Genomic DNA, 22,324 nt, shown 5'->3' on the forward strand with positions numbered 1-22,324 from the left:
AAATATCTCAATATCATGGTTTTGAGTCACTTTTGACTCAATATTAAAAATAAAAGGTATAAACTGACACAAATAAGTTTATTTATATGTTTGTTTTGTATCACCATGAAATAGAAAGGAAAATAAATAAAACAAATGATAAGTGGAAATGAATAAATAGCTTTTATATTGAACTGTAAGGCTTTTATTCTTATTTTGTTGTTGTGGTGATTTATTGCTATTATTGTTTCCTGCATTGTTATTATCTGTATATGGCGATGATATTAAAGTATCAGGCCATTTACCGTTCCTGTTTGTTATTTCATTTAATATCCGTGATGCGGATGCCGGTAAACAAACGGGTAATATTTGTCTCAAACAGACTTTTGCGACAAACTAAAAAAGATGTCATTTTTATGATGTGAATCACACCCCGCAAACGAATACAGAACCCAGCTTATGTCACAACGCCGAATCCGCCGCTTTGCGGCCAGTATGATAACCGCCGCCGCGCTGATATTCAGTTTGTCAGCCATGGCGAAACCGGATGAACTGGTGATCGCCACCACGTTTTCACCGGAAGCAACAGCCCATATTATCAGCAGCTGGCAGCAGCAGCCCGGAGCTGTCCGTATCCGTACCATTAACCGCACCAGTGCGGCACTGGAGCGTCTGCTGGATACTCCTGCACTGGAAGATGTGGATCTGGTGGTGACATCCTCGCCGATGTTATTACAGCATCTGCAGGAGCATGACCGGCTGGCGGAGCTCACTGATCTGCCGGATGTTTCCCGGCGTCTGGTGCCGCTGCGGCTGCGCGATAATGCGGCAGCGGTGGCATTTTCCGGTTACGGCATTCTGGTGAATAAACGGCGGATGGCGGAAAATAATCTGCCGGTTCCGGCATCGTGGGATTCCCTGACCGACAGCCGCTATCAGGGGTTGCTGCTGATGAGCAGCCCGTCACGCTCGGACACCTATCATCTGATGGTCGAATCACTGTTACAGCAGCGCGGCTGGGATGAGGGCTGGGCATTGCTGCTCAATGTTTCCGGGAATCTGGCGACTATCTCATCACGCAGTTTCGGTGTGGCGGACAAGATCAAAGCCGGACTGGGCGGTGCCGCACCGGTGATTGATAACTACGCCTGGCTGCTGCTGGGCGATCCGGAGCTGGCCTTTAATTATCTGCCGGATTCCGCGACATCCCCGACCTTTGTTGCGATAAGCCGCCACAGCCTGAATCAGGACAAAGCCCGCGCCTTTATCCGCTTTCTTCTCAGTGAACAGGGGCAGAATGTGCTGGCGGACAGCAGCACCGGTAAATATCCGGTCACACCGCTGCCGCAGGGAAATCCGCGTGAGCCGGTGCAGCGCCGCCTGCTGAATTCCCCGCATCAGATGGATGAGAATCTGGTGCTCAAACGCCAGCGCATGGTACAGCAGCTGTTTGATACCGCGATCACTTTCCGTCTGACGGAATCCATCGACGCCTGGCGTGCGCTGTATACCGCCGAAGCCCGCGTGAAACGCCCGCTGCCGTATATCCGTGCCCTGCTGATTGCCATGCCGGTCTCTGCGCAGGAGAGTGCCGACCCGGCCTATTACTCACGTTTTGACGATAACCGCAAAGCCGAGGAAGAGTATATCCGCTGGCAGCAGTTCTTCCGCGAGCAACAGCGCAAAGCGATTGCGGAACTGGAGAAAGTCCGGTGAAGCAGCGTATTGCCCGTTATATCGGCCGTTTCAGTATCAGTGCGATCCTGCGCGGCGCGTTTGTTATCGGCACGCTGATGACACTGATTGTCAGCTGCGTGAGTTTGTACGCCTGGCAGGCGCAGAACCGGCAGATCCGCTACGCGCTGGGGGATTATTTTCCGCGTATTCAGGCGTCGTTTCTGATCGAGGGACAACTGAACACGCTGGTGGATGAGCTGAATGAGTTCCTGAAAGCGCCGGATACCGCAGCACGTCTGCAGCTGCGTAATCAGATCACGCTGCATTTGTCACAGATCGAAGCGATCAACCGGAAACTGAGCGGAGAGGATCAGGCGCAGATCACCGCGATTGTGCAGCAGGGGCAGGCGCTTTTGCAGCGTCTCGATAATGCCCTGTATACCCTGTTTCTGGCGCGGGAGAATGTGAATACGCTGTCCGCACGGATTGCCTGGCTGCATGATGACTTCAGTACCGAACTCAGCTCGCTGTCACAGGATATCAGCTGGCAGCAGGGCTCTCTGCTGGATCAGACAGAGCAGGATCCGTCCCGGGCAATTGCCTTACAGGGTAGTCTGCGCAAAGTGCAGGGTGAGTTACAGCTGATTTATACCCTGGCACGGCTGGAGGGGCAGATTATGGACGATCTGACCGGGCGTCTGCGGGATGAACAGAATGAAAGTACGGAAAGCAGCCCGGATTCGCACAGTTATGTCCGTTACCTCTCCTATCTGAAGTCCGGTGCGGAATCAAACGAAACGGCATCGGATATGTATCCGAGCACCGTGACACTGCGCCAGACTATTGATGAACTGCTGGATATCGGTCTGTCTGACAGCAAAATGCCCGGCGTGCTGAAAGATTACCGCGCGGCGAAAGCGGAACTGGCGGCCGCCACGGCAGAAAAAGATCGCATTCTGGAGCGGTTCCGCACACAGCTCGATGTGCAGCTTGATAACAGCCACAGCCAGTTACAGTCTCTGAATCACCATCTGTCCGGCATTATGAGTTACAGCGGCATTATCATTATTATTACTGCGCTGCTGGCGTTATTACTGGCGGTGATCTTTAACCACTATTTTATCCGCACCCGGCTGGTCAGGCGCTTTACGGTGCTGAATCAGGCAGTTGCACGGATAGGACACGGTGATCTGACCGCGGAGATCCCGGTTGAGGGGCGCGATGAAATCGGCCGGGTGGCCATGCTGCTGCGCCAGACACTCGGCCAGATCAACCGGCAGAAAGCGCAGCTGGAACAGGAAATTACCGACAGAAAAGCCATTGAGGCCAACCTGCGGGCCACACAAAATGAGCTGATCCAGACCGCGAAACTTGCCGTGGTCGGGCAGACCATGACCACCCTGGCGCATGAAATCAATCAGCCGCTGAATGCATTATCCATGCACGTTTATATGGCGAAGCGGGCACTGGCGGCGGAAGGAAATACCAATGCCGTGAATGCCCTGAATAAATCCGCACAGCTTATTGCCCGGATGGACGGCATTATCCGCTCTCTGCGCCAGTTTGCCCGGCGGCGGGATGACGGCGCGACACTGCAGCCGATTGATTTGCATCAGAGCATTCAGGATGCGTGGGATATCCTCGCATTACAGAACAAAATGCGCGATGTCACCCTGCACCAGCCGGATTTTCTGCCGCAGGTGCAGGGGGATGCCATCGGTATACAGCAGGTGCTGGTCAATATGCTCTCCAATGCGTTGGATGCCTCACCGGCAGCGGCTGAAATTGTGATTGATTTTACGGAGTCCGGTGATGAGATTTCTCTCTTTATCAGTGATAACGGCAGCGGCTGGCCGATGGCGCTGGCGGACTCACTGATGAAACCTTTCACCACCAGTAAAGAAATCGGCCTCGGGATCGGCCTGTCTGTCAGCAGCTCCATTATGCAGCAACTGGGGGGCAGTCTGCGGATCGCATCCACGCTGACCCGCCACGGATGTGTGATCCTGAGTTTTAAAAAGGTAACTGAATATGCTTGATGATAACTACGATATCTTATTAATAGATGATGATACGGATGTCCTGGAGGCTTACTGTATGCTGCTGGAGCAGGCCGGATATCGTGTTTATGCCTGTCATGACCCGCTGGCGGCAAAAGAGCTGGTTCACCGCGACTGGTGCGGTATTGTGCTCAGTGACGTCTGTATGCCGGGGTGCTCCGGTATCGATCTGATGGCATTGTTCCTGGAAAAAGACAAATACCTGCCGGTGCTGCTGATCACCGGCCACGGTGATGTGCCGATGGCGGTGGAAGCCGTCAAACAGGGGGCGTGGGATTTTCTGCAGAAACCGGTGGATCCGGAGCATCTGCTGACCCTGACAGAAAAAGCCCTCGCAGCCCGCAAACAGCGGGTAACCCAGCGCCGCTGGAGCTCAGAGCAACTGACACTGAATCTTGCCGGTGAGAGTGAATGGACAGAGCACGTCCGCCAGCAGTTGCGCGGACTGGCGGAAACCCATGCTGCGGTCTTTCTGCACGGTGAACCGGGGAGCGGCCGTACCTATCTGGCGCGCTACCTGCATCAGATAAGCAGCAATAAACACGGGCCGCTGGTCATCAAAACCCTGCTCAGTGATGAGGATATCCCGCTGGATGCCTGGCTGGATGAAGTGACGGACGGCACACTGGTGATCAAAAATATCGATCTGATGCCGCTCAGCCAGCAGCGCTGGCTGGTACAGCATATCCGTCAGGAGCAGCGGACATTCCGCCTGATCGGGATCGCCGACACACCACTGATTATGCTGACCAAACAGCAGAAGATTATTGCCGAACTCTATTACTGTTTCTCCATGACACAGATTGCCTGCCTGCCGCTGTCCCAGCGCAAAGCCGATATTGCACCGATATTCCGTTATTATCTGGAACAGGCCTGTTCCCGTCTGAATCATCCGCTGCCGAACCTCGCGGAACCGCTGGTGAAAAAACTCACCCGGCGGCACTGGCCGGGCAATGTCAGTGAACTGGCGAACGCGGCGGAGCTGTATGCGGTCGGGATTATGCCGATGGGTGATACCGCGAACCCGCTGCTGCCGTCCGTGGCACCGACTGCGCTGGACCAGCGGGTGGAGAGCTATGAGCGGCAGATTATCACCGAAGCCCTGAATATCCACCAGGGGCGGATTAACGATGTCTCAGAGTATCTGCAAATCCCGCGTAAAAAACTCTATCTGCGGATGAAAAAGTACGGGCTGGATAAGCATCACTACCGGATATGACATAAATTAATCTGATGATTTTTTTCCGTAAGCCGGTTTGTGTAAAACTAACCGGCTTTTTTTATTTGTTTTCATCCGGTTTTGATTTAAAATTTTTGAATGATTTATTCGTGTTATTTTAACGATGACGTTAATAATCAAATATAACGACTATCACCAATGTGAATATCAGAATTAGCAATTCGTGCGCTTTGTATTGTTGTTATTTAACAATAAATGCTTTGGTTTTGAAACTATTTGTCACATTATGCATGCAATAAGTGCTTTTTTTGACATATCTTGCTATTTAGCGCCAATCGGGGCTGAGATCGTGTTGTAATATGAACTTTCAGGGTGAATAATCTACAAGGCTCTGTGTAAATAGGGTCAGAGAGTAGTGGTTAATATAATAGGAATATAAAATGAAAAAGACATTATTAGCTGTATTAGTCCCGCTCGTTGCATTAAGCGGCGCTGCAAACGCGGCAGAGATTTATAACAAAGACGGTAATAAACTGGATCTGTACGGTAAAGTCGATGTTCGTCATTTATTCAGCGACAATGACCACTATGGCGACAGCCAGAACGGTGATGACTCCCGTTTCCGTATCGGTCTGAAAGGTGAAACTCAGATCACTGATCAATTAACCGGCTTTGGTCGTTTCGAAAACGAAATCAAAACCAACGGTACTGAAGGCGACAACAAAAACCAGGTTCGTTTAGCTTACGCTGGTCTGAAATTTGCTGAGTTCGGTTCACTGGACTATGGCCGTAACTACGGTGTTATCTATGACACCAACGCATGGACCGATGTGCTGCCAATCTTCGGTAACGATACCATGACCCAGACCGACGTCTACATGACCGGTCGTGCTGCAAACCTGCTGACTTACCGTAACTCTGATTTCTTCGGTTACGTTGACGGCCTGAGCTTCGCATTACAGTATCAGGGTGCGAACGATGATAACTCTATCGCAAGCCGTGGTACCAGCAATTTCAATGACCCTACCAGCTACGATAAAACAGCTAACGGTGACGGCTTCGGTTTCTCCACCGCGTATGACATCGGCTGGGGTGTGAGTGTTGGTGGTGCGTACTCAAGCTCTGCCCGTCCGGACGGTCAGAAATATAACAAAGCAAGCGGTGCTCTGGGTGATCGTGCAGAAGCATGGAACGTCGGTGCTAAATTCGATGCTGACAACCTGTACCTGGCAGCCGTTTACGGTGAAACCCGTAACATGACTTATTACGGTAACGGTAACGGCAACTGGGATATGGCTCAGACTGCTAACAAAACTCAGAACATCGAGTTAGTGGCTCAGTATCAGTTCGATTTCGGTCTGCGTCCATCCATCGCTTACCTGCAGTCTAAAGGTAAAAACCTGAATACTCCGTATGGCAGCGATGATCAGGACCTGGTGAAATATGTTGATTTAGGTGCTTACTACTACTTCAACAAAAACATGTCTGCTCTGATCGACTACAAAATTAACCTGTTAGACGAAAACGACTTTACCCGTAAGTCTGGTATCAATACCGACAACGTACTGGGCTTAGGTTTAGTTTACCAGTTCTGATTTAATTCAGAGAACGTATAATGAAAAAGGAGGCGAAAGCCTCCTTTTTTTATACCTGAAAGTCAGTGAAATAATCACTTTTGAAAACTTTTTAATAGCGGTAGTTATTATTTAACTTTTTTTCAGGCAGTAAAAAAGGAGGCAGCTGCCTCCTTTTTTGGCTTATTGCTTGTAATTTGAATCGACACAGACAAATCACCAATAAGAATTTGTTCGAACGCAGTAATAATAGTCCATATTAGAATAAAACATTTAACTATTGATGTGATTTTGGTTTTTTCGTTTATTCATTTTGTGCTTATGATTAATTAATACGGGATGTAAGTAAATATGAATAATATTTTTGATGATTTGTGCTGTGTGGTCAGGAAAGATACCGATCAGATTGATTTATGTATTGTGCCGGTGAACCGGCACATCAGAAGGGTTATGCGACCCGGATATCCCCGATCCGGCGCAGGGCATCAGTGACCAGATCCCAGAAGCGGGTGTGATCCAGTTTTACCGCTACCTGTGTCAGACAATCCGCCGGAGCCGGCGAACGGAAATCGGCAACGGTCATACCGAGAGTCAGTGTGCCGGTCAGCTCCACGTCCAGTGGTACTTTGCGGGTGGTCATCACGGACGGATCGATCACATACGCGACCGCGCAGGGGTCATGTACCGGCGGGTAATCAAATCCCTGAGCGCTTTTGTACATGGTGCCGAAAAATTCCAGCAGTTCGAGGACAAATTGCGCCGGTGCTGTGCCGACTGCCGCAATTTTGCTGACGACCTCCGGGGTTGCCAGCGCCTGGTGTGTCAGATCCAGCCCTACCATAGTAAGCGGCCAGCCTGCATTAAACACAATATGTGCCGCTTCGGGATCAATTTTGATATTGAATTCCGCAACCGCACTCCAGTTGCCGGTGTGATAGCCGCCGCCCATCAGCACCACCTCTTTGACTCTGTCAATAATACGCGGCTCCAGCCGGGCGGCCAGCGCGATATTGGTCAGCCCTGCTGTCGGCACCAGGGTAATGGTTTTCGGCGGATGCGCCATAATGGTATCAATGATCAGCTGCACCGCATGGCGCGGATCTAATGCCAGCACCGGCTCCGGTAATACCGGCCCGTCGAGGCCGGAATCGCCGTGAATATCCGGCGCGGTTTCAATCTCCCGGATCAGCGGGCGCGGGCAGCCCGCTGCAAAAGGAATACCGGTAATTCCGGCAATACGGGCAACCGCCAGCGCATTGCGTGTCACTTTCTCCAGTGTCTGGTTACCGACCACCGTGGTGACTGCCAGCAGATCAATCTGCGGATTACCGTAAGCAAGTAATAGTGCGATGGCATCATCATGGCCGGGATCGCAGTCAAGAATGATTTTTTTCTTCACATATTCCTCTTTATCTGTCCGTTTACATTCACCGCTATGTTACACACTCTGTGACCGGAAAAATAATAAGCCGCCCGAAAATCTGAGCGGTGCCCGGGTAATCACAGGAACAACACAATAACGGCGGAGAATAATACCTGTTTGCGGGAACAGAGAAAGTTCAGAGACAGACAGCCGGATTATCCGCGGAGAGGATCCCAGATTTGCTGAAAACGTTTGGAATTACTGGCGGTATAAATAACGGTATGGGAAATATTCCGGTGCCCCAGATAATCCTGAATCAGGCGGGTATCACGGCCGAGATCCGCAAGGGAATAGCCGCAGGCATGGCGCAGCATATGAGGATGTGGTGCGACGGATATATTGGCGGCTTTGCCGTACTGCTTTAATAAGGTATGAACCTGCTGACGGGAAATAGCCCCGCTTTTCTGCGATAAAAATACCCATTCCAAATCCCGGTTACGCCAGGTATTTCTTATATTCAGCCACGACACCAGCGCATTATATTCAATATCAATAAGCGGTTGTGTGGTGGAAAGCCCGCCCTTCAGACGCCGGACATAAATAAGGCGGCTGTCCAGATCAATATCAGAAAGTGACAGATGACATAATTCACTGACGCGGAAACCGTGCAGATAGCACATTAAAATCATGCAGTAATTCCGTTCGGCATACCGGCTTTTCCGGGCTTCTTTCAGGATGGCGTCAACTTCATAACGGGTCAGAAACTTACGTTTGTCCATGATTTATTCCTGTTTATTGTCCGATAAGTTCATAAAAACCAGAGATATCACTATAGCAAGTAATAAAAATGAATAAAGACAACGGACAGGAAAGAAAGTACTACAAAGTGTTTACGTATTGACAATATATTCATAAAAACCAATCAGCAATTGGCTTTTTTTAATCTGGGACAGATCAATTTAAGGCCATTGTACAGAGGTAAATATTCTTAATTTTAAAAAAGACAAAATACATCAAATTGTTTGTAATTATCACTAAAGGTTTTCCCTTAGTCAAATATTGATGTGTTAGCCAAATTATCCGCACATAACTCATTAATTTTTAAAAGGTTAATATTTTATTCTGCCGGACGGCGGCGGCCTGCTTCACCGCTGTCATTATTTTTAACAGCGCTTAAAAACAGAGAGGGGTAGAAACGCGATATTCACCTGTTTTACGTGATAAAAAAGAACAGCTTTCTTAATTTTTATTCGATAACAGCAATTCATTCTTAACGGGACAATTTGATGTATTTTGTCCCGTTTTTTTATATATCCGGATAACGGAACAGACATATTCATCAAATAACGATAACGCCGCGCGGTTTCATATTTCCGCGTGTGACCGCGTTATTTTTAATATCAAGAAAGCAGAACGTAATATAGGAAATAACATGACTTTGAATAAATTAGCATTAGTGCTGGGCTTTGGTATGTCTGTGGTTGCAGGTGCGGCATCTGCTGCTGATCAGGGACACGGTACTGTTAAATTCACCGGTTCAATTATTGACGCGCCTTGCTCTATTACGCCTGATACCGAAAACCAGACTGTTCCGTTAGGCCAGATCTCCACTGCCGCACTGAAAGACGGCGGCCGCAGTAATTCCCGTGATTTTAAAATCGCATTAGAGAATTGCACAACAGAAACCTACAAAACAGTACAGACCACTTTCACCGGTTCTGAGGCGGCTGATATTCTGGCCGGTTCCCTGGGTATTGAGGGGATTGCCAAAAACGCGGCGGTTGTTATTACTGATGCGGGCGGCAAACAGATCAAATTAGGTACACCAAGCGCGGCACAGGCTCTGCGTGACGGTAATAACGACCTGAACTTCGCAGCGTATTTACAGGGTTCTTCTGCTGAAGCCGCTGTCCCGGGGGACTTCACCGCTATCGCGACATTCGCACTGACTTATCAGTAATTAATGCCGGCACGGCTCAGGGATGAACCGTGCCGCTTTTCAGTTGCGTGCGTTCAGCGGAGGCAGGAAATGGTGAGCAGAGTCATCCCTCAGGGAGTGCTGATAACAATAGTGTGTTTTTCCTCTTATACAGCGGCAGGTGAAACGAAACAGGATGCAAAAACCAGTCTGCGTTTCGGTGCGGTACAGATGCAGGGCACGATCCTCGAACCGGTTTGCACTATTTCCACCGCCAGCCGTGAGCAGGCAGTGGCGCTGACCGATGTTTCTGTTCCGCAGTTGCGTGATGAAGGGCAGGGACCCGCAGACTACTTCTGGATCAGGCTGGCGGAATGCACCGTGCAGCCGGTGAAAGGCGGTGCGGCGGATAATCTCCGTTTCCGGGTCACGTTTGAGGGGGCTGAACAGGACGGACGTTTTCAGCTGACCGGCTCCGGCAAAGGGGCTTCCTTATCGATTTCAGACCGCAACGGGAATGAGGCGGTTCCCGGCAAACCCTTACCGCCCGCAGATATTGATCTCAATAATATGGCGCTGCGATATCAGGCGCGTCTCGTGAAAAACAGTGATGAACTTCAGTCCGGTTATTACCGGGCAACAGTGGGTTTCAAGCTGGAATATTATTAAACCGAGCTGACTGGATCCATTATGGTAATTCCGCTGAGTACCGTCTCCCGCCGGAGACTGACAGTGCTGATTTCATTAATTCTGACCGGTATCCCGCAGGCAGCTTATCCGGATAATCAGGATGTTGAATTTAATACTGATATTCTTGATGTAAATGACAAACAGAATATTGATCTGTCCGATTTTTCCCGTGCCGGTTATATCATGCCCGGCACCTACGACTTTTTTATCCGGGTGAATAACAGTGAGTTACCTGACAGTTATCCGGTCTCTTATATTGCGCCGCCGGATGATCCGAAAGGCAGTGCCGCCTGTTTATCCCCAGAGCTGATGGCGCAGGCCGGACTGAAACCGGAGTGGGCAGAGCGCCTGCGCTGGTGGAATAACGGCAAATGCCTGGATACCGCGTCACTGCCGGGCATGTCGGTGTCACCGAAACTGGCGGACAGCGAGCTTATCCTGACACTGCCGCAGGCTTATCTGGAATACACTGCCGCTAACTGGGATCCGCCCTCCCGCTGGGATGAGGGGATTTCCGGCGTGCTGTTTGATTACAACGTGAATGCCGGTATTAATGACCCGGCACACGGCAAACAGACACAGCAGGTCACCGGGAACGGGACTGCCGGGGCAAACCTCGGGGTCTGGCGTGTCCGCGCCGATTGGCAGGCGAATCTCCGCCATACCACCGGTTCCGGGGATCGCTCCGAACATAACTGGACATGGAGCCAGACCTATCTTTACCGGGCGGTTGCCTCATTACAGGCAAAACTGACGATGGGGGAAACCTTCTCGCGCTCAGATATTTTCGATAACTTCCGCTATATCGGGGTCAATCTGGCTACCGATGACAACATGCTGCCTCCGAATCTGCGCGGGTATGCACCGGAAGTGACCGGTGTGGCGAAAACCAATGCCAAAATTACCGTCAGCCAGCAGGGGCGGGTGATTTATGAAACCCTGGTCGCGCCGGGACCGTTCCGTATTCAGGATATTAATGATGCGGTCAGCGGCAAACTGGATGTCCGGGTGGAAGAGCAGGATGGCTCTGTGCAGTCGTTTCAGATGGATACCGCCAGCATTCCTTACCTGACCCGTCCGGGCCGGGTGCAGTACAAACTCGCCGCCGGGCAGCCGTCCGAAATCGGCCGTCACGGGAAAGGCCCTGTCTTTGGTATGGGGGAATTCTCATGGGGGATCAGTAACGGCTGGTCATTATATGGCGGCTCCCTCGTGGCCGGGGACTATAATGCCGTTTCTCTTGGTGTTGGTCGTGATCTGATGGCCTTCGGGGCCATCTCTTTTGATGCAACCCAATCTTTTGCCCGTCTGCCGCAGGAAGACAAACAGTATCGCGGCGGTTCATACCGCCTGAGTTACTCCAAACGGTTTGAGGAGCTGGACAGCCAGGTCACCTTCGCCGGATACCGTTTCTCCGAGCGCGACTTTATGAGCATGAATCAGTATCTGGATCGCCGCTACAGCGATAACCGCGCGGATAACAATAAAGAGCTGTACACCATCATGTTCAGCAAGCAGTTCCCGGATATCGGGCTGAGCACCTATCTGAACTACAGCCACCAGACTTACTGGAACCGGCCGGATAACGACAACTATAACCTGTCGCTGGCGAAGTATATGGATATCGGCAGTTATAAGAATATCAATATCAGCTTATCCGCTTACCGCAATAAATATCAGGATAAGAATGATGACGGGGTGTATCTCAATATCAGCATGCCGCTGGGGGATAGGGCCACGGTCAGCTACAACAGCATGATCAACCGCCACGGTAATTCTCATAACGTCAGTTATTACGACCGTCCGGATGATAACAACAGTTACCGCCTCGGCACCGGTCTGAGCAGCAACGGCAAAGCCTCCGTTGACGGCTATTACATGCACTATGCCGACAGTGCTCTGGTCACTGCCAGTGCCGGACATATTGACGGGGAATATACCTCCGCATCGCTCTCGCTTCAGGGCGGGGTAACGATGACACCGCAGGGCGGGGCATTCCACCGCATCAATATGCCGGGCAGCGCCCGTCTGCTGGTGGATACCGGCGGCGTGGCGGATGTGCCGGTCAGAAGCACCGGGGCACTCAGCTATACCAACCGCTTCGGGAAAGCCGTTCTGCCGGATATGAATAATTACTTCCGCAACAGTGCCGCTATCGATATCAACAAACTGCCGGAAAATGCGGAAGCACGCCGCTCTGTTCAGCAGCTGACGCTGACGGAAGGGGCTATCGGCTACCGTCAGTTTGATGTGCTGTCAGGACAAAAGGCCATGGCGACTATCCGTCTGGCGGACGGCAGCGAGCCGCCGTTCGGCGCGGTGGTGACTTCTGCGGATAACCGCGAGCTGGGGATCGTCAATGACGGCGGGCAGGTGTATCTCAGCGGCATTAACAGCGGGGATATTCTGACGCTGCGGCGCGGCAGTGAGGCTGCATGCCGGATGACGGTGCCGGAGCTTGCGCCGGGACAGGCGCTGTACACCCTGTTGCTGACCTGCGGCGCAGAGCCGCAATCCGTCCCGGAAAAACCGCAGCCGGTTGCGCTGCCGTCTTCCCCGCCGCCGGCTGACCGCCCGCAGCAGGGGAAATGGCTGAATATCACAGGCCGGGCAGACCCGGCACCTTCCACACGTAACGAAATGAGTGATTCATTATGATGTCAGTTAAACAAACCCGTCTCTCTGTTCTGGCCGTTGCCGCTGTATTGCTGGCCTCAGCACAGTCGCATGCGGCTATCGCGCTGGACAGAACCCGTGTCATTTTCAACGGGGCAGAGAAATCTGTCAGCCTGAATGTCAGCAATCTGAATAAAGAGCTGCCGTATTTGGCGCAGGGATGGATTGAGGATCAGAACGGAGAAAAAATTTCGTCACCGCTGGTGGTTTTGCCGCCGGTGCAGCGTATTGAGCCGGGTGATAAAAGTCAGGTAAAAATTCAGGCATTACCGGCGATCGCCGCACTGCCGCAGGACAGGGAAAGTGTCTTCTATTTCAATCTGCGGGAAATTCCGCCGCGCAGCAACCGGCAGAATGTCCTGCAAATCGCCCTGCAGACCCGCATCAAACTGTTTTACCGCCCGGAAGCTATCTATGCCTCACAAACGGATCTGACTAATCCGTGGCAGGAAAAAATTACCCTGACGCGCCGTGGAGATCATTATGTCGTCAATAACCCGACCGCGTATTACGTGACGATTGTGGATGCCCTCAGCGGGCTGGGCGGCAAAAGCCTGAACGGGTTCTCCCCGCTGATGGTGGCACCGAAAAGTCAGGGCACACTCGGCCTGAGTGCAGCCACTCTCGGCAGTGCGCCGGTGCTGAGTTATATCAACGACTACGGCGGCCGCCCGCAGCTGCAGTTCAGTTGCAGCGGCGCAGAGTGCCGTGTGACAAAAACGGCTGCCGGTAACTGAACAGACAGGGGATAAACCATGGATGAGCGGATCAGAAAACAGTGTTTCCTCCGGCGGATACTGGCGGTTGTGCTCTGTATCTCAGCGGGAAGTGCTGCGGCACTGCCGGAGCGGGTGGCCGGTATCCGGGGCGTGCCCGGGATCACCTATGTCACTATCCGCGGCAATGTGATCGCGCCGCCGCCGTGTGTCATTAACAACGGCAATACCATTCTGGTGGATTTCGGGGAGGTTATGAGCACCCGCATTGATGGCCAGCGCTACAAACAGCCGGTCAATTACACGGCGGAGTGCACAAAGATGCCGACTAATGCCATGACGCTGGCCATCACCGGCAATACTGCCGGGTTTGATGCCGGGTTATTACAGACTGAAATCGCCGGGCTGGGGGTGCGCATGCTTTATCAGGGGCGGCAGCTCAATCCCGGTGAAAAAGTGAAATTTACTTATCCGGTCTTTCCGGCGCTGGAAGCGGTGCCTGTCCGTGATATGACGGCGGTGCTGACCGGCGGGGATTTCTCGGCGGTGGCAACACTGGAACTGGATTATCAGTAAGGAGTCTGATCATGGCAAAACATTACCGGCGGTTACTGATGCTGCTGCTGTGTGCCGCAGCGGGCAGCGCGGCCGCCCCGAACATGAAGCTGTTTGGTACGTTGCTGGTACCGCCCGCCTGCACGATCAGTGACAACGGTGTGATCGATGTGTTTTTCGGTGACAACGTCGGCGTGCATAAAGTGGATGGCGTCAATTACACCAGGGCGGTCAATTACACCCTGGTGTGTGAGGACAATATCAAGGGCTGGGATCTGGGATTGTCGGTCACCGGCCCGGTCAGCGGGTTTGATGATGCGGCTTTACAGACCAACATCCCCGACCTGGCGATTCACCTGACGCAGAACGGAAAGCCCTTCACGCTCAACAAACGCATTGCGGTATCACCGGATAACCCGCCGGTGATTCAGGCGGTGCCGGTAAAACGGCCGGGCAGCACACTGCCGGAAGGTGCATTTGATGTGACCGCCACACTGCTGGCGGAATATCAGTAGGAGCAATGCAATGAATGAAACAGTAAGGCGCTTTTTTATCAGTACCTGCGGTGTGTTTCTGTTATCACTGCCGGGTGCGGATGCCGGGGCTGTCCCTGACAACCTGTATTTTCACGGCACGCTGGTGGATGAGCCCTGCACGATACATCCGGGGGATGAAACCGTGGAACTGCCGTTCGGCAATATCCCCGATAAAAACCTGTACGCCTATCAGCGGACACCCCCGAAGGATTTCCGGATCCGGCTCTCGGAGTGTGATACCTCCATCGGCAAGCGGGTGACGGTGATGTTTGCCGGGGATGAAAATCCGTTTATCAGCGGCGCGCTGGCGATAAGCCCGGGCAGTCAGGCGGAGGGCATCGCAGTCGGGCTGGAAAATGCGGACGGCACGGCGCTGGCGGTCAATGAGGTATCACCGCAGATCACGCTGAATGACGGACTGACACTGCTGAACTTCCGCGCCTATGTACAGGGAGAGCCGGATGCGCTGGCAAACAAAACCATTAAACGCGGGCCGTTCAGTGCCATTGCGACATTTCATCTCAATTATGACTGACGGGTAACTGAGGCTCGCTATGAACAGATTTGTGAAAATAATTGCGGCGGTCGCGCTGCTCTGGTCCGCTTCGGCGGGGGCATCGATTTTCTCTTATATCACGGAATCGTCAGGGAACCCGGCGAATGCCGTTTACACCTACATTATCGAGCGCTGGGATCCGGAAGACCCTTCGGCTCCCAATCCCTGCTACGGCTGGTCTGTCTGCTGGATCAATATCAACCATAAACACGATGTTGACGGTTCACCGGGCTCTTCCACCAAATCGATTGTCCGTGTGGAAAAGCTGAGAACACTGGCGGAAGTGCGGGATGCGGTTTTGAACAATATTTCGCTGCCATATAACGGCACGGCGAAGCATGTCGGCCCGGCGCTGAATTCCAATCAGGAGTGTGTGGGGCTGTTTTATGAATCTGAATCAGGCGGCTGGTCGAAAAACGGACGCCTGCTGCCCGGCTCACTCTGTGGTATCGCCCCGCCGCCGGTGGGCGCCTGTGAAGTGACCAGCGGCTCTGTGATCCTGGATTACGGGGATATTGATGAAGTCAGTCTGCCGGATGCGGCACGTAATAAAAGCATCACCGTCACCTGCAATCTGGATATGGATATCCTCGTGATCGCCTCCGGCTCAGACAGCGGCCGTGTCCCGCTCCGGCCGGATAACAGCCTGTACGCGGATCTTTATCTCAACGGCAATCCGGGAGAGCAGGGGGCACCCATTCATGTCCCGGCCGGTGGTGCGACTCAGGTGGATGTGAAATCGGTGCTGAAAGTGAACGGGCGGGTTGCGCCGGGCGCTTTCGAAGGTTCCGGATCCATCATTCTTGTTATGCCGTAATTTCTTATTTTCTCTCACAGTGCTGCGAAGACCGGCAGCACTGTGAGTCCGCAGTGAGACTAAAATATGATTACAGAAGATACTGATTTAACCGTTAATAAATCTGTCGGCTACCGGATCTTCCGCAAGCGGAAAGAGCTGGGCTGGTCCGGCAGCCGCCTGGCGGATCACCTCGGGATCAGCCAGCAGCAGTTCTCGCGCTATGAGCGGGGATGCAGTCAGATCAATGTCAGCCTGCTGGTCAGGGCGGCTGAAGTTTTACAGACACCGGTCAGCTGGTTTTTCGCTGACTGTCCGGAAGCGCGTTCATACCGGGAGTGCTTCCGGGGAAAAGCGGATATTTATACAGCGGAATCTGTTCCGGAGTATGGATTGTCCGCACCCACCCGGTACAAAAGGAAACCGGATGAAGGAAAACAAACGTAAACACCTGATGCAGTCTGAGGTGGAGAAAATGATGGCAGTTGCGGAAAACGGCCGTGATCCGGAGAGGAACACCTGCCTGCTGTGGATGTGTTTTGTCCACGGCTTCCGCGTCAGTGAACTGGGGCAACTGAGTTTATCGGACATGGATGTTGCCGCCGATAATCTCTATATAAGACGACTTAAAAACGGCCTTTCCACCACCCATCCCCTGAGCCGTACAGAAAAAAATCTGCTTACCCGCTGGCTTAACTGCCGCTCCCGTTATCCCCGTGCCGCTGAAAACCACTGGCTGTTTTTATCCCGCAAAGGCGGACACCTTTCCCGCTCCCGTATTTACCGGATCTTAAAAGAGCTGGGAGAAATGGCGGGGCTGCCGGTACCGGTTCATCCGCATATGCTGCGTCATGCCTGCGGCTATGCGCTGGCTGATAAAGGGGCGGATACCCGGTTGATTCAGGATTATCTCGGACACCGCAACATTCAGCATACTGTGCTGTATACCGCAGCAAATTCGGGGCGTTTTCGGGGATTGTGGGACTAGAATAATGTAACATAATAAACCAAAGTGTCGCTATATTATTTGCTGTTTGTTTCATGGGCAATATTTAAATTTAAAATATATCAAAATAAGTTCAAAACTCCGTCAAAATCACTTTCAGTTTATTTTTTAATCAAAAATAGCTTGTTTTTTGTGCAAAAAATGCCCGTTTTTTATCCTGCACGGAATTTTCTTAACGATTCGTGCTGGCATGTTCTGACGTAAAACAGCAATACCCCCATCTTTTTTTCGATCTGCTTTTCCTCCTCATATCTGCCGCACCTGTTAAATCAATTTTCATCGTTTAATAAATTTATATATTTCAGTGTAATACGCAAAACGCAACATTTTGGTTTATTTAGTTGCGTCACGGGTATGAGAAGTGACCATCCGGAACGGGCACTGCTGACGGAATAAACAGGATCACCGGCAGGATCACAAATCCGCCGACGGTGAAAGGGTACAGGTGGTTCCGGAACTGTATCAAAAAAGTACAAAAGCAAAACATTGCTTATATATGCCTTATGTCGGCATTTTTATCTAAAACAAGTAAATCAGGAAGTTGGATATGAGTATGAAAAAAGTGGTTCTCGCACTGGCAGTTTCTTCCGTAATGGCAATGACTGCGCAGGCAGCCAATCAGGGCGGCGGCAAAATCAACTTTCACGGTGAAGTGATTGATGCAGCCTGTTCTATTGATGCAAACAGCCTGAAACAAACTGTTGAGCTGGGCAGCGTGGCTAAAGTGCAACTGGCGAAGGGCGGTAAATCCACGCCGGTTGATTTTACCATTCAACTGCATAACTGCGATATCACCAGCGGAAAAACAGCAACCGTAAGTTTTAACGGTATTGCAGGGGATTCGGCAAAAGGTCTGGATAAAGCCTTTGGTGTCAGCGGTCCGGCATCCGGTTCAATGGGTGTGGTTATTACTGATGCCGGCGGTAATGTTATTGCCCCGGGAGACACATCAAATGCATTTACACTGAATGACGGTGATAACGAACTGAATTTCAAAGCATATATGCAGGGAGATTCAAACGCATCGAAAGCCGTTGCACCTGGTGCTTTCACTGCAACAGCTGATTTCGTGATGGCTTATCAGTAACCGGAGTTGTGTCTTTATCCCGTACCGGAAGTCCGGTACGGGAGCCGGGCGGAGAGCAAAAGTGAAGGCGAAGATACTCAGTACCGGACTGCTGGCCGTCTGTTTGACTGTCAGTGCGGCAGGGCATGAACAGCAGACAGGCCGGATCTGGTTACAGGGATTTGTTCTGGATTCTTCCTGCACCATCAATATGCAGGATAAGTATCAACGGATTGATATACCACAGGTTGCGGCAACCGAGTTATATCAGCGTGGCTACAGTTCAGCCTTTGCGTTTGCTGTCCGGCTGGAAAATTGTCTGCTGTCAGCGGATGGCAAAAGTCTGGCGATAACGTTTACCGGTCCGGCGGACAGCAACGGATTGTTTGCCATCAGCGGAGAGGCGGAAGGGGTCGGGATTCAGCTCAGTCAGGGAGATGGTTCGGTGATTATGCCGGGAAAAGCAGTGGCACTCCCGGATATACCACAGACAAAAAATATCACACTGAATTACCGGTTACGGCTGATTGCGGATCGTAACTCAATAAAAACAGGGATATATCGGTCAACCGTCAATTTTAACCTGGATTATTTGTGATGAAAGCCAATGTATTTTCGTCAGGCTGCGGAAAGTCGCGCCCGGCGGCGCGGTTAAAGCCGCTGACATTTATGATCCTGCTCTCTCTGTTTTCTGCGGTGGTTCAGGCGGAGGACATTACGGAGTTCAATACTGAGGTATTGGATCTGAATGAGCGCGGAGATATTGATTTATCACAGTTTTCTCAGGCCGGTTATGTGATGCCGGGAACCTATTCCCTGGCGCTGAAAATTAATAGCAGCATGCAGGCGGAGCGGCAGATCCGTTTTCTGGCCCCGGATAATGATCCGCAGGGCAGTATGGCCTGTATTACGCCGGAGATGAGCGAAGAGCTGGGATTAACCTCATCCGCAAAAGGACAGCTGACCTGGTGGCACAATGGTGAATGCGCTGATCCGGCATCACTGCCGGGAATGACTCTGCGGGCGGATTTTGCCGCCGGGGCACTGCGCGTCAGTCTGCCGCAGGCGTATCTGGAATATACCGCGGATAACTGGGATCCGCCGTCACGCTGGGATGAGGGTATTGCCGGTTTTATCCTGGATTACAACCTGAATACGCAGCTGACAAAGCAGCGCGAGGCCGGACACAGTAACCGGCAGGATTTCAGCGGTAACGGTACCACCGGCCTGAATGTCGGCGCCTGGCGTTTGCGGGCAGACTGGCAGGGGCGCTATTCGCGCACCAATCATGAATCTGACCAAAGCTGGGACTGGAACCGGTTTTACGCTTACCGCGCGATTGCACCACTGCGGGCAAAATTAACGCTGGGGGAAAACTATCTCACCTCCGGTATGTTTGACAGCTTCCGCTATACCGGCCTGGCGCTGGATACCGATGACATGATGCTGCCGCCGAATCTGCGCGGCTATGCACCGGAGGTATCCGGGGTGGCGAAAACCAATGCGCGGGTCACTGTAAAACAGCAGGGGCGGGTGATCTATGAAACTACGGTAGCAGCAGGACCGTTTCAGATCCGGGATTTAAGTAACGCATTGTCCGGTAAGCTGGATGTGGAAGTCGCAGAGCAGGATGGTTCGGTTCAGACCTTTCAGGTTGATGCGGCGAGTGTGCCTTATCTGACCAGACCCGGACTGGTGCGGTATAAAGTGGCGCTCGGTAAGCCCTCGGAATATGACCACCGTGTCAAAGGGCCGGAATTTATCAGCAGTGAATTTTCATGGGGTGTCAGTAACGGCTGGTCTGTCTATGGCGGCGGGTTATTCGCCGGCAAATATAACGCCGTTTCGGCCGGTATCGGGCGTGATTTGCTGATGTTGGGGGCATTATCCGCTGATATTACCCAATCACGCGCTTCTTTGCCGGGCGGGAAAACCAAAAAAGGCGGGTCATACCGGCTGAGTTATTCCAAACGGTTTGATGCTACCAACAGCCAGGTGACATTTGCCGGTTACCGCTTCTCTGAGCGCGATTTTATGACAATGTCGCAATATCTGAGTGCCCGTTATCACAACGCTGCGGTGACAGGTAACGGCAAAGAGATGTACACCATGACATTCAGCCAGACACTCAGTTCGCTGAATACGAATGTGTATCTTAATTTTAACCACCAGACCTACTGGGATCGCCCGGCAAGTGATAACTGGAATATTTCCACCTCTCATTATTTCGATATCGGGCAGGTGAAAAACATCAGCCTGAATTTATCGGCGTACCGTAACCGCCATCAGGGCGGCCGTGATGACGGGATGTATATCGGCCTGTCTGTGCCGTGGGGGGAAAGCGGCAGCATAGGTTACAGCGGGCAGTTCAGTAAAGGACAGAATAGTCACTCAGCGGATTACAGTGACCGCATTAATGAGCGGGCGAACTATCGTATCACCGCCGGGATGAGCAGTGATCACCGTGCTATTGGTAACGGCTATCTGAACTATCGCGGGGATAAAGCCGAAGTGACCGCAACTGCCGGATTTGAAGGTAACCGTTACAGTGCGGCCGGGCTGTCTGTACGCGGCGGATTGACTGCCACAGCGGAAGGTGCGGCACTGCACCGCAGCGGTGTCATGGGAGGAACCCGCATGCTGGTGGATACCGGAGGTGTGGCGGATGTTCCTGTCCGCGGCGGTGGCGGAGAAACCACCACCAATATCTTCGGTAAAGCGGTTGTCAGTGATGTCAGCAACTATTACCGCAGCAGCGTCAATGTGGATCTGAACAAACTGGGTGAAAACGCCGAAGCGACCCGTTCCGTAGTTCAGGGAACGCTGACGGAAGGTGCAATTGGTTACCGCCGCTTCGGCGTCGTCTCCGGGCAGAAGGCGATGGCGGTACTCAGCCTGACTGACGGACATGTTCCGCCGTTCGGGGCAGTGGTGCAGAACAGGGATCATATACAGACAGGGATGGTCAGCGAGGATGGCATGGTCTGGCTCTCCGGTATTAATCCGGAAGAAACAATGCAGGTATCGTGGGGCGGGGAAACGCAGTGTGAAATCCATTTTCCGGCCGTGATCCCGCAGGGGAATCTGCTGCTGCCGTGTGTGTCTGCAACAGCACCTGTACCGGAAAAATCAGTAAAAACAGAAACAACATCCACCCCGCTGATAGTGGCGGGGGCGGAGAATAAAAGAGAGAGTAAGAAATGAAGAATCAATACAGCCGTTTTACTTCACGGAGCCTTCCGGTACTGATGCTGGCCGGTATTCTGGCGGCTCCGGCTGCACAGGCGGCGATTGCACTGGACAGAACCCGTGTCATTTTAAACGGTAGTGAACGGGCGGAAAGTGTTGAAATTTCTAATCAGAATAAAGAGTTACCATATCTGGCGCAGGCATGGATTGAAGATGCGCAGGGTAACAAGATCAAGGATCCGCTGGTGGCACTGCCGCCAATCCAGCGGGTGGAAGCCGGTGAGAAAAGTCAGGTAAAAATTCAGCCGACAGCCGCGATGACTCTGTTGTCACAGGATAAAGAGAGTCTGTATTACTTCAATTTACGGGAAATTCCGCCGAAATCGGATAAACCCAATACACTGCAGATTGCATTACAGACCCGCATCAAACTGTTTTACCGCCCGGCAGGCTTAGTGGTGGCGCAGAATGCAAAGCCGTGGCAGGAGAGTATTACCCTGACACGGCAGGGTGATAAATACATTGTGAATAATCCGACACCATACTACGTCACGATTTCATCAGCATCTGCGGCATATAAAGGAAAAGATATCAGCGGATTTGAGGCATTCATGGTTGCTCCGGACAGCAGTGAAACCCTCGGCGGCAGTGCCGCTTCACTGGGGAATGCGCCGGTACTGGGTTACATCAATGATTACGGCGGCCGCCCGAAAATGATTTTTTCCTGCCAGAGCAATACCTGCCGGGTGAGTGAAGTGAAACCGGGCTGATACAGAGCGCAGACCAG

At 52.0% G+C, this 22,324-nt stretch carries 20 protein-coding genes; 18 read left to right on the plus strand and 2 right to left on the minus strand.

Annotated elements, in window-relative coordinates:
* The first annotated feature begins 438 nt into the window (after window positions 1–438).
* The 4 genes from ACSBQN_RS13305 to ACSBQN_RS13320 all read left to right on the plus strand — a co-directional run bounded on the left by ACSBQN_RS13305 (window position 439) and on the right by ACSBQN_RS13320 (window position 6,491).
* Window positions 439–1,695, plus strand: coding sequence for an ABC transporter substrate-binding protein (locus ACSBQN_RS13305; protein ID WP_036408287.1), 1,257 nt, complete (start codon window positions 439–441; stop codon window positions 1,693–1,695).
* Window positions 1,692–3,695 (plus strand): two-component system sensor histidine kinase PgtB, encoded by a 2,004-nt coding sequence (gene pgtB, locus ACSBQN_RS13310; protein WP_036408289.1) that lies wholly within the window; start codon window positions 1,692–1,694, stop codon window positions 3,693–3,695. The genes ACSBQN_RS13305 and pgtB overlap by 4 nt, the downstream gene beginning before the upstream one ends.
* Window positions 3,688–4,935, plus strand: a complete 1,248-nt coding sequence (pgtA, locus tag ACSBQN_RS13315) for a two-component system response regulator PgtA (RefSeq protein ID WP_024474412.1) — start codon at window positions 3,688–3,690, stop codon at window positions 4,933–4,935. The genes pgtB and pgtA overlap by 8 nt, the downstream gene beginning before the upstream one ends.
* A 401-nt stretch (window positions 4,936–5,336) precedes the next feature.
* Window positions 5,337–6,491, plus strand: a complete 1,155-nt coding sequence (locus ACSBQN_RS13320; RefSeq protein WP_024474413.1) for a porin — start codon at window positions 5,337–5,339, stop codon at window positions 6,489–6,491.
* 427 nt (window positions 6,492–6,918) lie between these two features.
* Here the strand turns inward: ACSBQN_RS13320 and ACSBQN_RS13325 are convergent, their stop codons facing one another.
* On the minus strand, window positions 6,919–7,869 hold the full coding sequence (locus tag ACSBQN_RS13325) for a nucleoside hydrolase (RefSeq protein ID WP_024474414.1): 951 nt from the start codon (window positions 7,867–7,869) through the stop codon (window positions 6,919–6,921).
* A 179-nt stretch (window positions 7,870–8,048) separates the two neighbouring features.
* Window positions 8,049–8,612, minus strand: a complete 564-nt coding sequence (locus tag ACSBQN_RS13330) for a tyrosine-type DNA invertase (RefSeq protein WP_024474415.1) — start codon at window positions 8,610–8,612, stop codon at window positions 8,049–8,051.
* Between the two features lie 653 nt (window positions 8,613–9,265).
* On the opposite strand from ACSBQN_RS13330, the gene ACSBQN_RS13335 reads away from it, so the two are divergent.
* The 14 genes from ACSBQN_RS13335 (at window position 9,266) to ACSBQN_RS13400 (ending at window position 22,307) form a co-directional block, all read left to right on the plus strand.
* A complete protein-coding gene (locus tag ACSBQN_RS13335; RefSeq protein WP_025152552.1) occupies window positions 9,266–9,793 on the plus strand; it encodes a fimbrial protein in 528 nt (175 codons plus the stop codon).
* A 69-nt stretch (window positions 9,794–9,862) separates the two neighbouring features.
* A complete protein-coding gene (locus ACSBQN_RS13340; RefSeq protein WP_024474417.1) occupies window positions 9,863–10,420 on the plus strand; it encodes a fimbrial protein in 558 nt (185 codons plus the stop codon).
* Between the two features lie 21 nt (window positions 10,421–10,441).
* Entirely contained in the window at window positions 10,442–13,099 is a 2,658-nt protein-coding gene (locus tag ACSBQN_RS13345) for an outer membrane usher protein (protein WP_024474418.1), read from the plus strand.
* The gene (locus tag ACSBQN_RS13350) at window positions 13,096–13,854 is read left to right on the plus strand and encodes a fimbria/pilus periplasmic chaperone (protein WP_024474419.1); all 759 of its coding nucleotides are present in this window, start codon (window positions 13,096–13,098) and stop codon (window positions 13,852–13,854) included. Before ACSBQN_RS13345 ends, ACSBQN_RS13350 begins: the two co-directional genes overlap by 4 nt.
* An 18-nt stretch (window positions 13,855–13,872) precedes the next feature.
* Window positions 13,873–14,409 (plus strand): fimbrial protein, encoded by a 537-nt coding sequence (locus tag ACSBQN_RS13355; protein WP_036408292.1) that lies wholly within the window; start codon window positions 13,873–13,875, stop codon window positions 14,407–14,409.
* Between the two features lie 11 nt (window positions 14,410–14,420).
* A complete protein-coding gene (locus ACSBQN_RS13360; RefSeq protein WP_024474421.1) occupies window positions 14,421–14,903 on the plus strand; it encodes a fimbrial protein in 483 nt (160 codons plus the stop codon).
* Window positions 14,904–14,913: 10 nt separating this feature from the next.
* On the plus strand, window positions 14,914–15,459 hold the full coding sequence (locus ACSBQN_RS13365; protein ID WP_024474422.1) for a fimbrial protein: 546 nt from the start codon (window positions 14,914–14,916) through the stop codon (window positions 15,457–15,459).
* 19 nt (window positions 15,460–15,478) lie between these two features.
* A complete protein-coding gene (locus tag ACSBQN_RS13370; RefSeq protein ID WP_024474423.1) occupies window positions 15,479–16,297 on the plus strand; it encodes an MrpH family fimbial adhesin in 819 nt (272 codons plus the stop codon).
* 66 nt (window positions 16,298–16,363) lie between these two features.
* Window positions 16,364–16,723 carry a helix-turn-helix domain-containing protein gene (locus ACSBQN_RS13375; protein ID WP_024474424.1) on the plus strand — a complete coding sequence of 120 codons (360 nt, stop codon included), beginning with the start codon at window positions 16,364–16,366 and terminating at the stop codon, window positions 16,721–16,723.
* Complete coding sequence (locus tag ACSBQN_RS13380; protein WP_024474425.1) at window positions 16,704–17,264, plus strand: tyrosine-type DNA invertase; 561 nt, start codon at window positions 16,704–16,706, stop codon at window positions 17,262–17,264. The genes ACSBQN_RS13375 and ACSBQN_RS13380 overlap by 20 nt, the downstream gene beginning before the upstream one ends.
* 565 nt (window positions 17,265–17,829) lie before the next feature.
* Window positions 17,830–18,369: a fimbrial protein gene (locus tag ACSBQN_RS13385; RefSeq protein WP_024474426.1), complete on the plus strand. Its 540-nt coding sequence runs from the start codon at window positions 17,830–17,832 to the stop codon at window positions 18,367–18,369.
* A 61-nt stretch (window positions 18,370–18,430) separates the two neighbouring features.
* Window positions 18,431–18,946, plus strand: a complete 516-nt coding sequence (locus ACSBQN_RS13390) for a fimbrial protein (protein ID WP_337137120.1) — start codon at window positions 18,431–18,433, stop codon at window positions 18,944–18,946.
* Complete coding sequence (locus ACSBQN_RS13395; protein ID WP_434991707.1) at window positions 18,946–21,552, plus strand: outer membrane usher protein; 2,607 nt, start codon at window positions 18,946–18,948, stop codon at window positions 21,550–21,552. The genes ACSBQN_RS13390 and ACSBQN_RS13395 overlap by 1 nt, the downstream gene beginning before the upstream one ends.
* Complete coding sequence (locus ACSBQN_RS13400) at window positions 21,549–22,307, plus strand: fimbria/pilus periplasmic chaperone (protein WP_214167175.1); 759 nt, start codon at window positions 21,549–21,551, stop codon at window positions 22,305–22,307. The genes ACSBQN_RS13395 and ACSBQN_RS13400 overlap by 4 nt, the downstream gene beginning before the upstream one ends.
* The last annotated feature ends 17 nt before the right edge of the window (window positions 22,308–22,324 follow it).

Source organism: Morganella sp. B601, assembly GCF_051172335.1.
Lineage (GTDB): Bacteria > Pseudomonadota > Gammaproteobacteria > Enterobacterales > Enterobacteriaceae > Morganella > Morganella morganii.

What these genes read in the sequence shown, in the direction of transcription:
- ACSBQN_RS13305 (WP_036408287.1), top strand. Translation starts at nt 439, where the DNA reads ATGTCACAACGCCGAATCCGCCGCTTTGCGGCCAGTATGATAACCGCC.
- pgtA (WP_024474412.1), top strand. Translation starts at nt 3,688, where the DNA reads ATGCTTGATGATAACTACGATATCTTATTAATAGATGATGATACGGAT.
- ACSBQN_RS13320 (WP_024474413.1), top strand. Translation starts at nt 5,337, where the DNA reads ATGAAAAAGACATTATTAGCTGTATTAGTCCCGCTCGTTGCATTAAGC.
- ACSBQN_RS13330 (WP_024474415.1), bottom strand. Translation starts at nt 8,612, where the DNA reads ATGGACAAACGTAAGTTTCTGACCCGTTATGAAGTTGACGCCATCCTG.
- ACSBQN_RS13335 (WP_025152552.1), top strand. Translation starts at nt 9,266, where the DNA reads ATGACTTTGAATAAATTAGCATTAGTGCTGGGCTTTGGTATGTCTGTG.
- ACSBQN_RS13340 (WP_024474417.1), top strand. Translation starts at nt 9,863, where the DNA reads ATGGTGAGCAGAGTCATCCCTCAGGGAGTGCTGATAACAATAGTGTGT.
- ACSBQN_RS13345 (WP_024474418.1), top strand. Translation starts at nt 10,442, where the DNA reads ATGGTAATTCCGCTGAGTACCGTCTCCCGCCGGAGACTGACAGTGCTG.
- ACSBQN_RS13350 (WP_024474419.1), top strand. Translation starts at nt 13,096, where the DNA reads ATGATGTCAGTTAAACAAACCCGTCTCTCTGTTCTGGCCGTTGCCGCT.
- ACSBQN_RS13355 (WP_036408292.1), top strand. Translation starts at nt 13,873, where the DNA reads ATGGATGAGCGGATCAGAAAACAGTGTTTCCTCCGGCGGATACTGGCG.
- ACSBQN_RS13360 (WP_024474421.1), top strand. Translation starts at nt 14,421, where the DNA reads ATGGCAAAACATTACCGGCGGTTACTGATGCTGCTGCTGTGTGCCGCA.
- ACSBQN_RS13365 (WP_024474422.1), top strand. Translation starts at nt 14,914, where the DNA reads ATGAATGAAACAGTAAGGCGCTTTTTTATCAGTACCTGCGGTGTGTTT.
- ACSBQN_RS13370 (WP_024474423.1), top strand. Translation starts at nt 15,479, where the DNA reads ATGAACAGATTTGTGAAAATAATTGCGGCGGTCGCGCTGCTCTGGTCC.
- ACSBQN_RS13375 (WP_024474424.1), top strand. Translation starts at nt 16,364, where the DNA reads ATGATTACAGAAGATACTGATTTAACCGTTAATAAATCTGTCGGCTAC.
- ACSBQN_RS13380 (WP_024474425.1), top strand. Translation starts at nt 16,704, where the DNA reads ATGAAGGAAAACAAACGTAAACACCTGATGCAGTCTGAGGTGGAGAAA.
- ACSBQN_RS13385 (WP_024474426.1), top strand. Translation starts at nt 17,830, where the DNA reads ATGAGTATGAAAAAAGTGGTTCTCGCACTGGCAGTTTCTTCCGTAATG.
- ACSBQN_RS13395 (WP_434991707.1), top strand. Translation starts at nt 18,946, where the DNA reads ATGAAAGCCAATGTATTTTCGTCAGGCTGCGGAAAGTCGCGCCCGGCG.
- ACSBQN_RS13400 (WP_214167175.1), top strand. Translation starts at nt 21,549, where the DNA reads ATGAAGAATCAATACAGCCGTTTTACTTCACGGAGCCTTCCGGTACTG.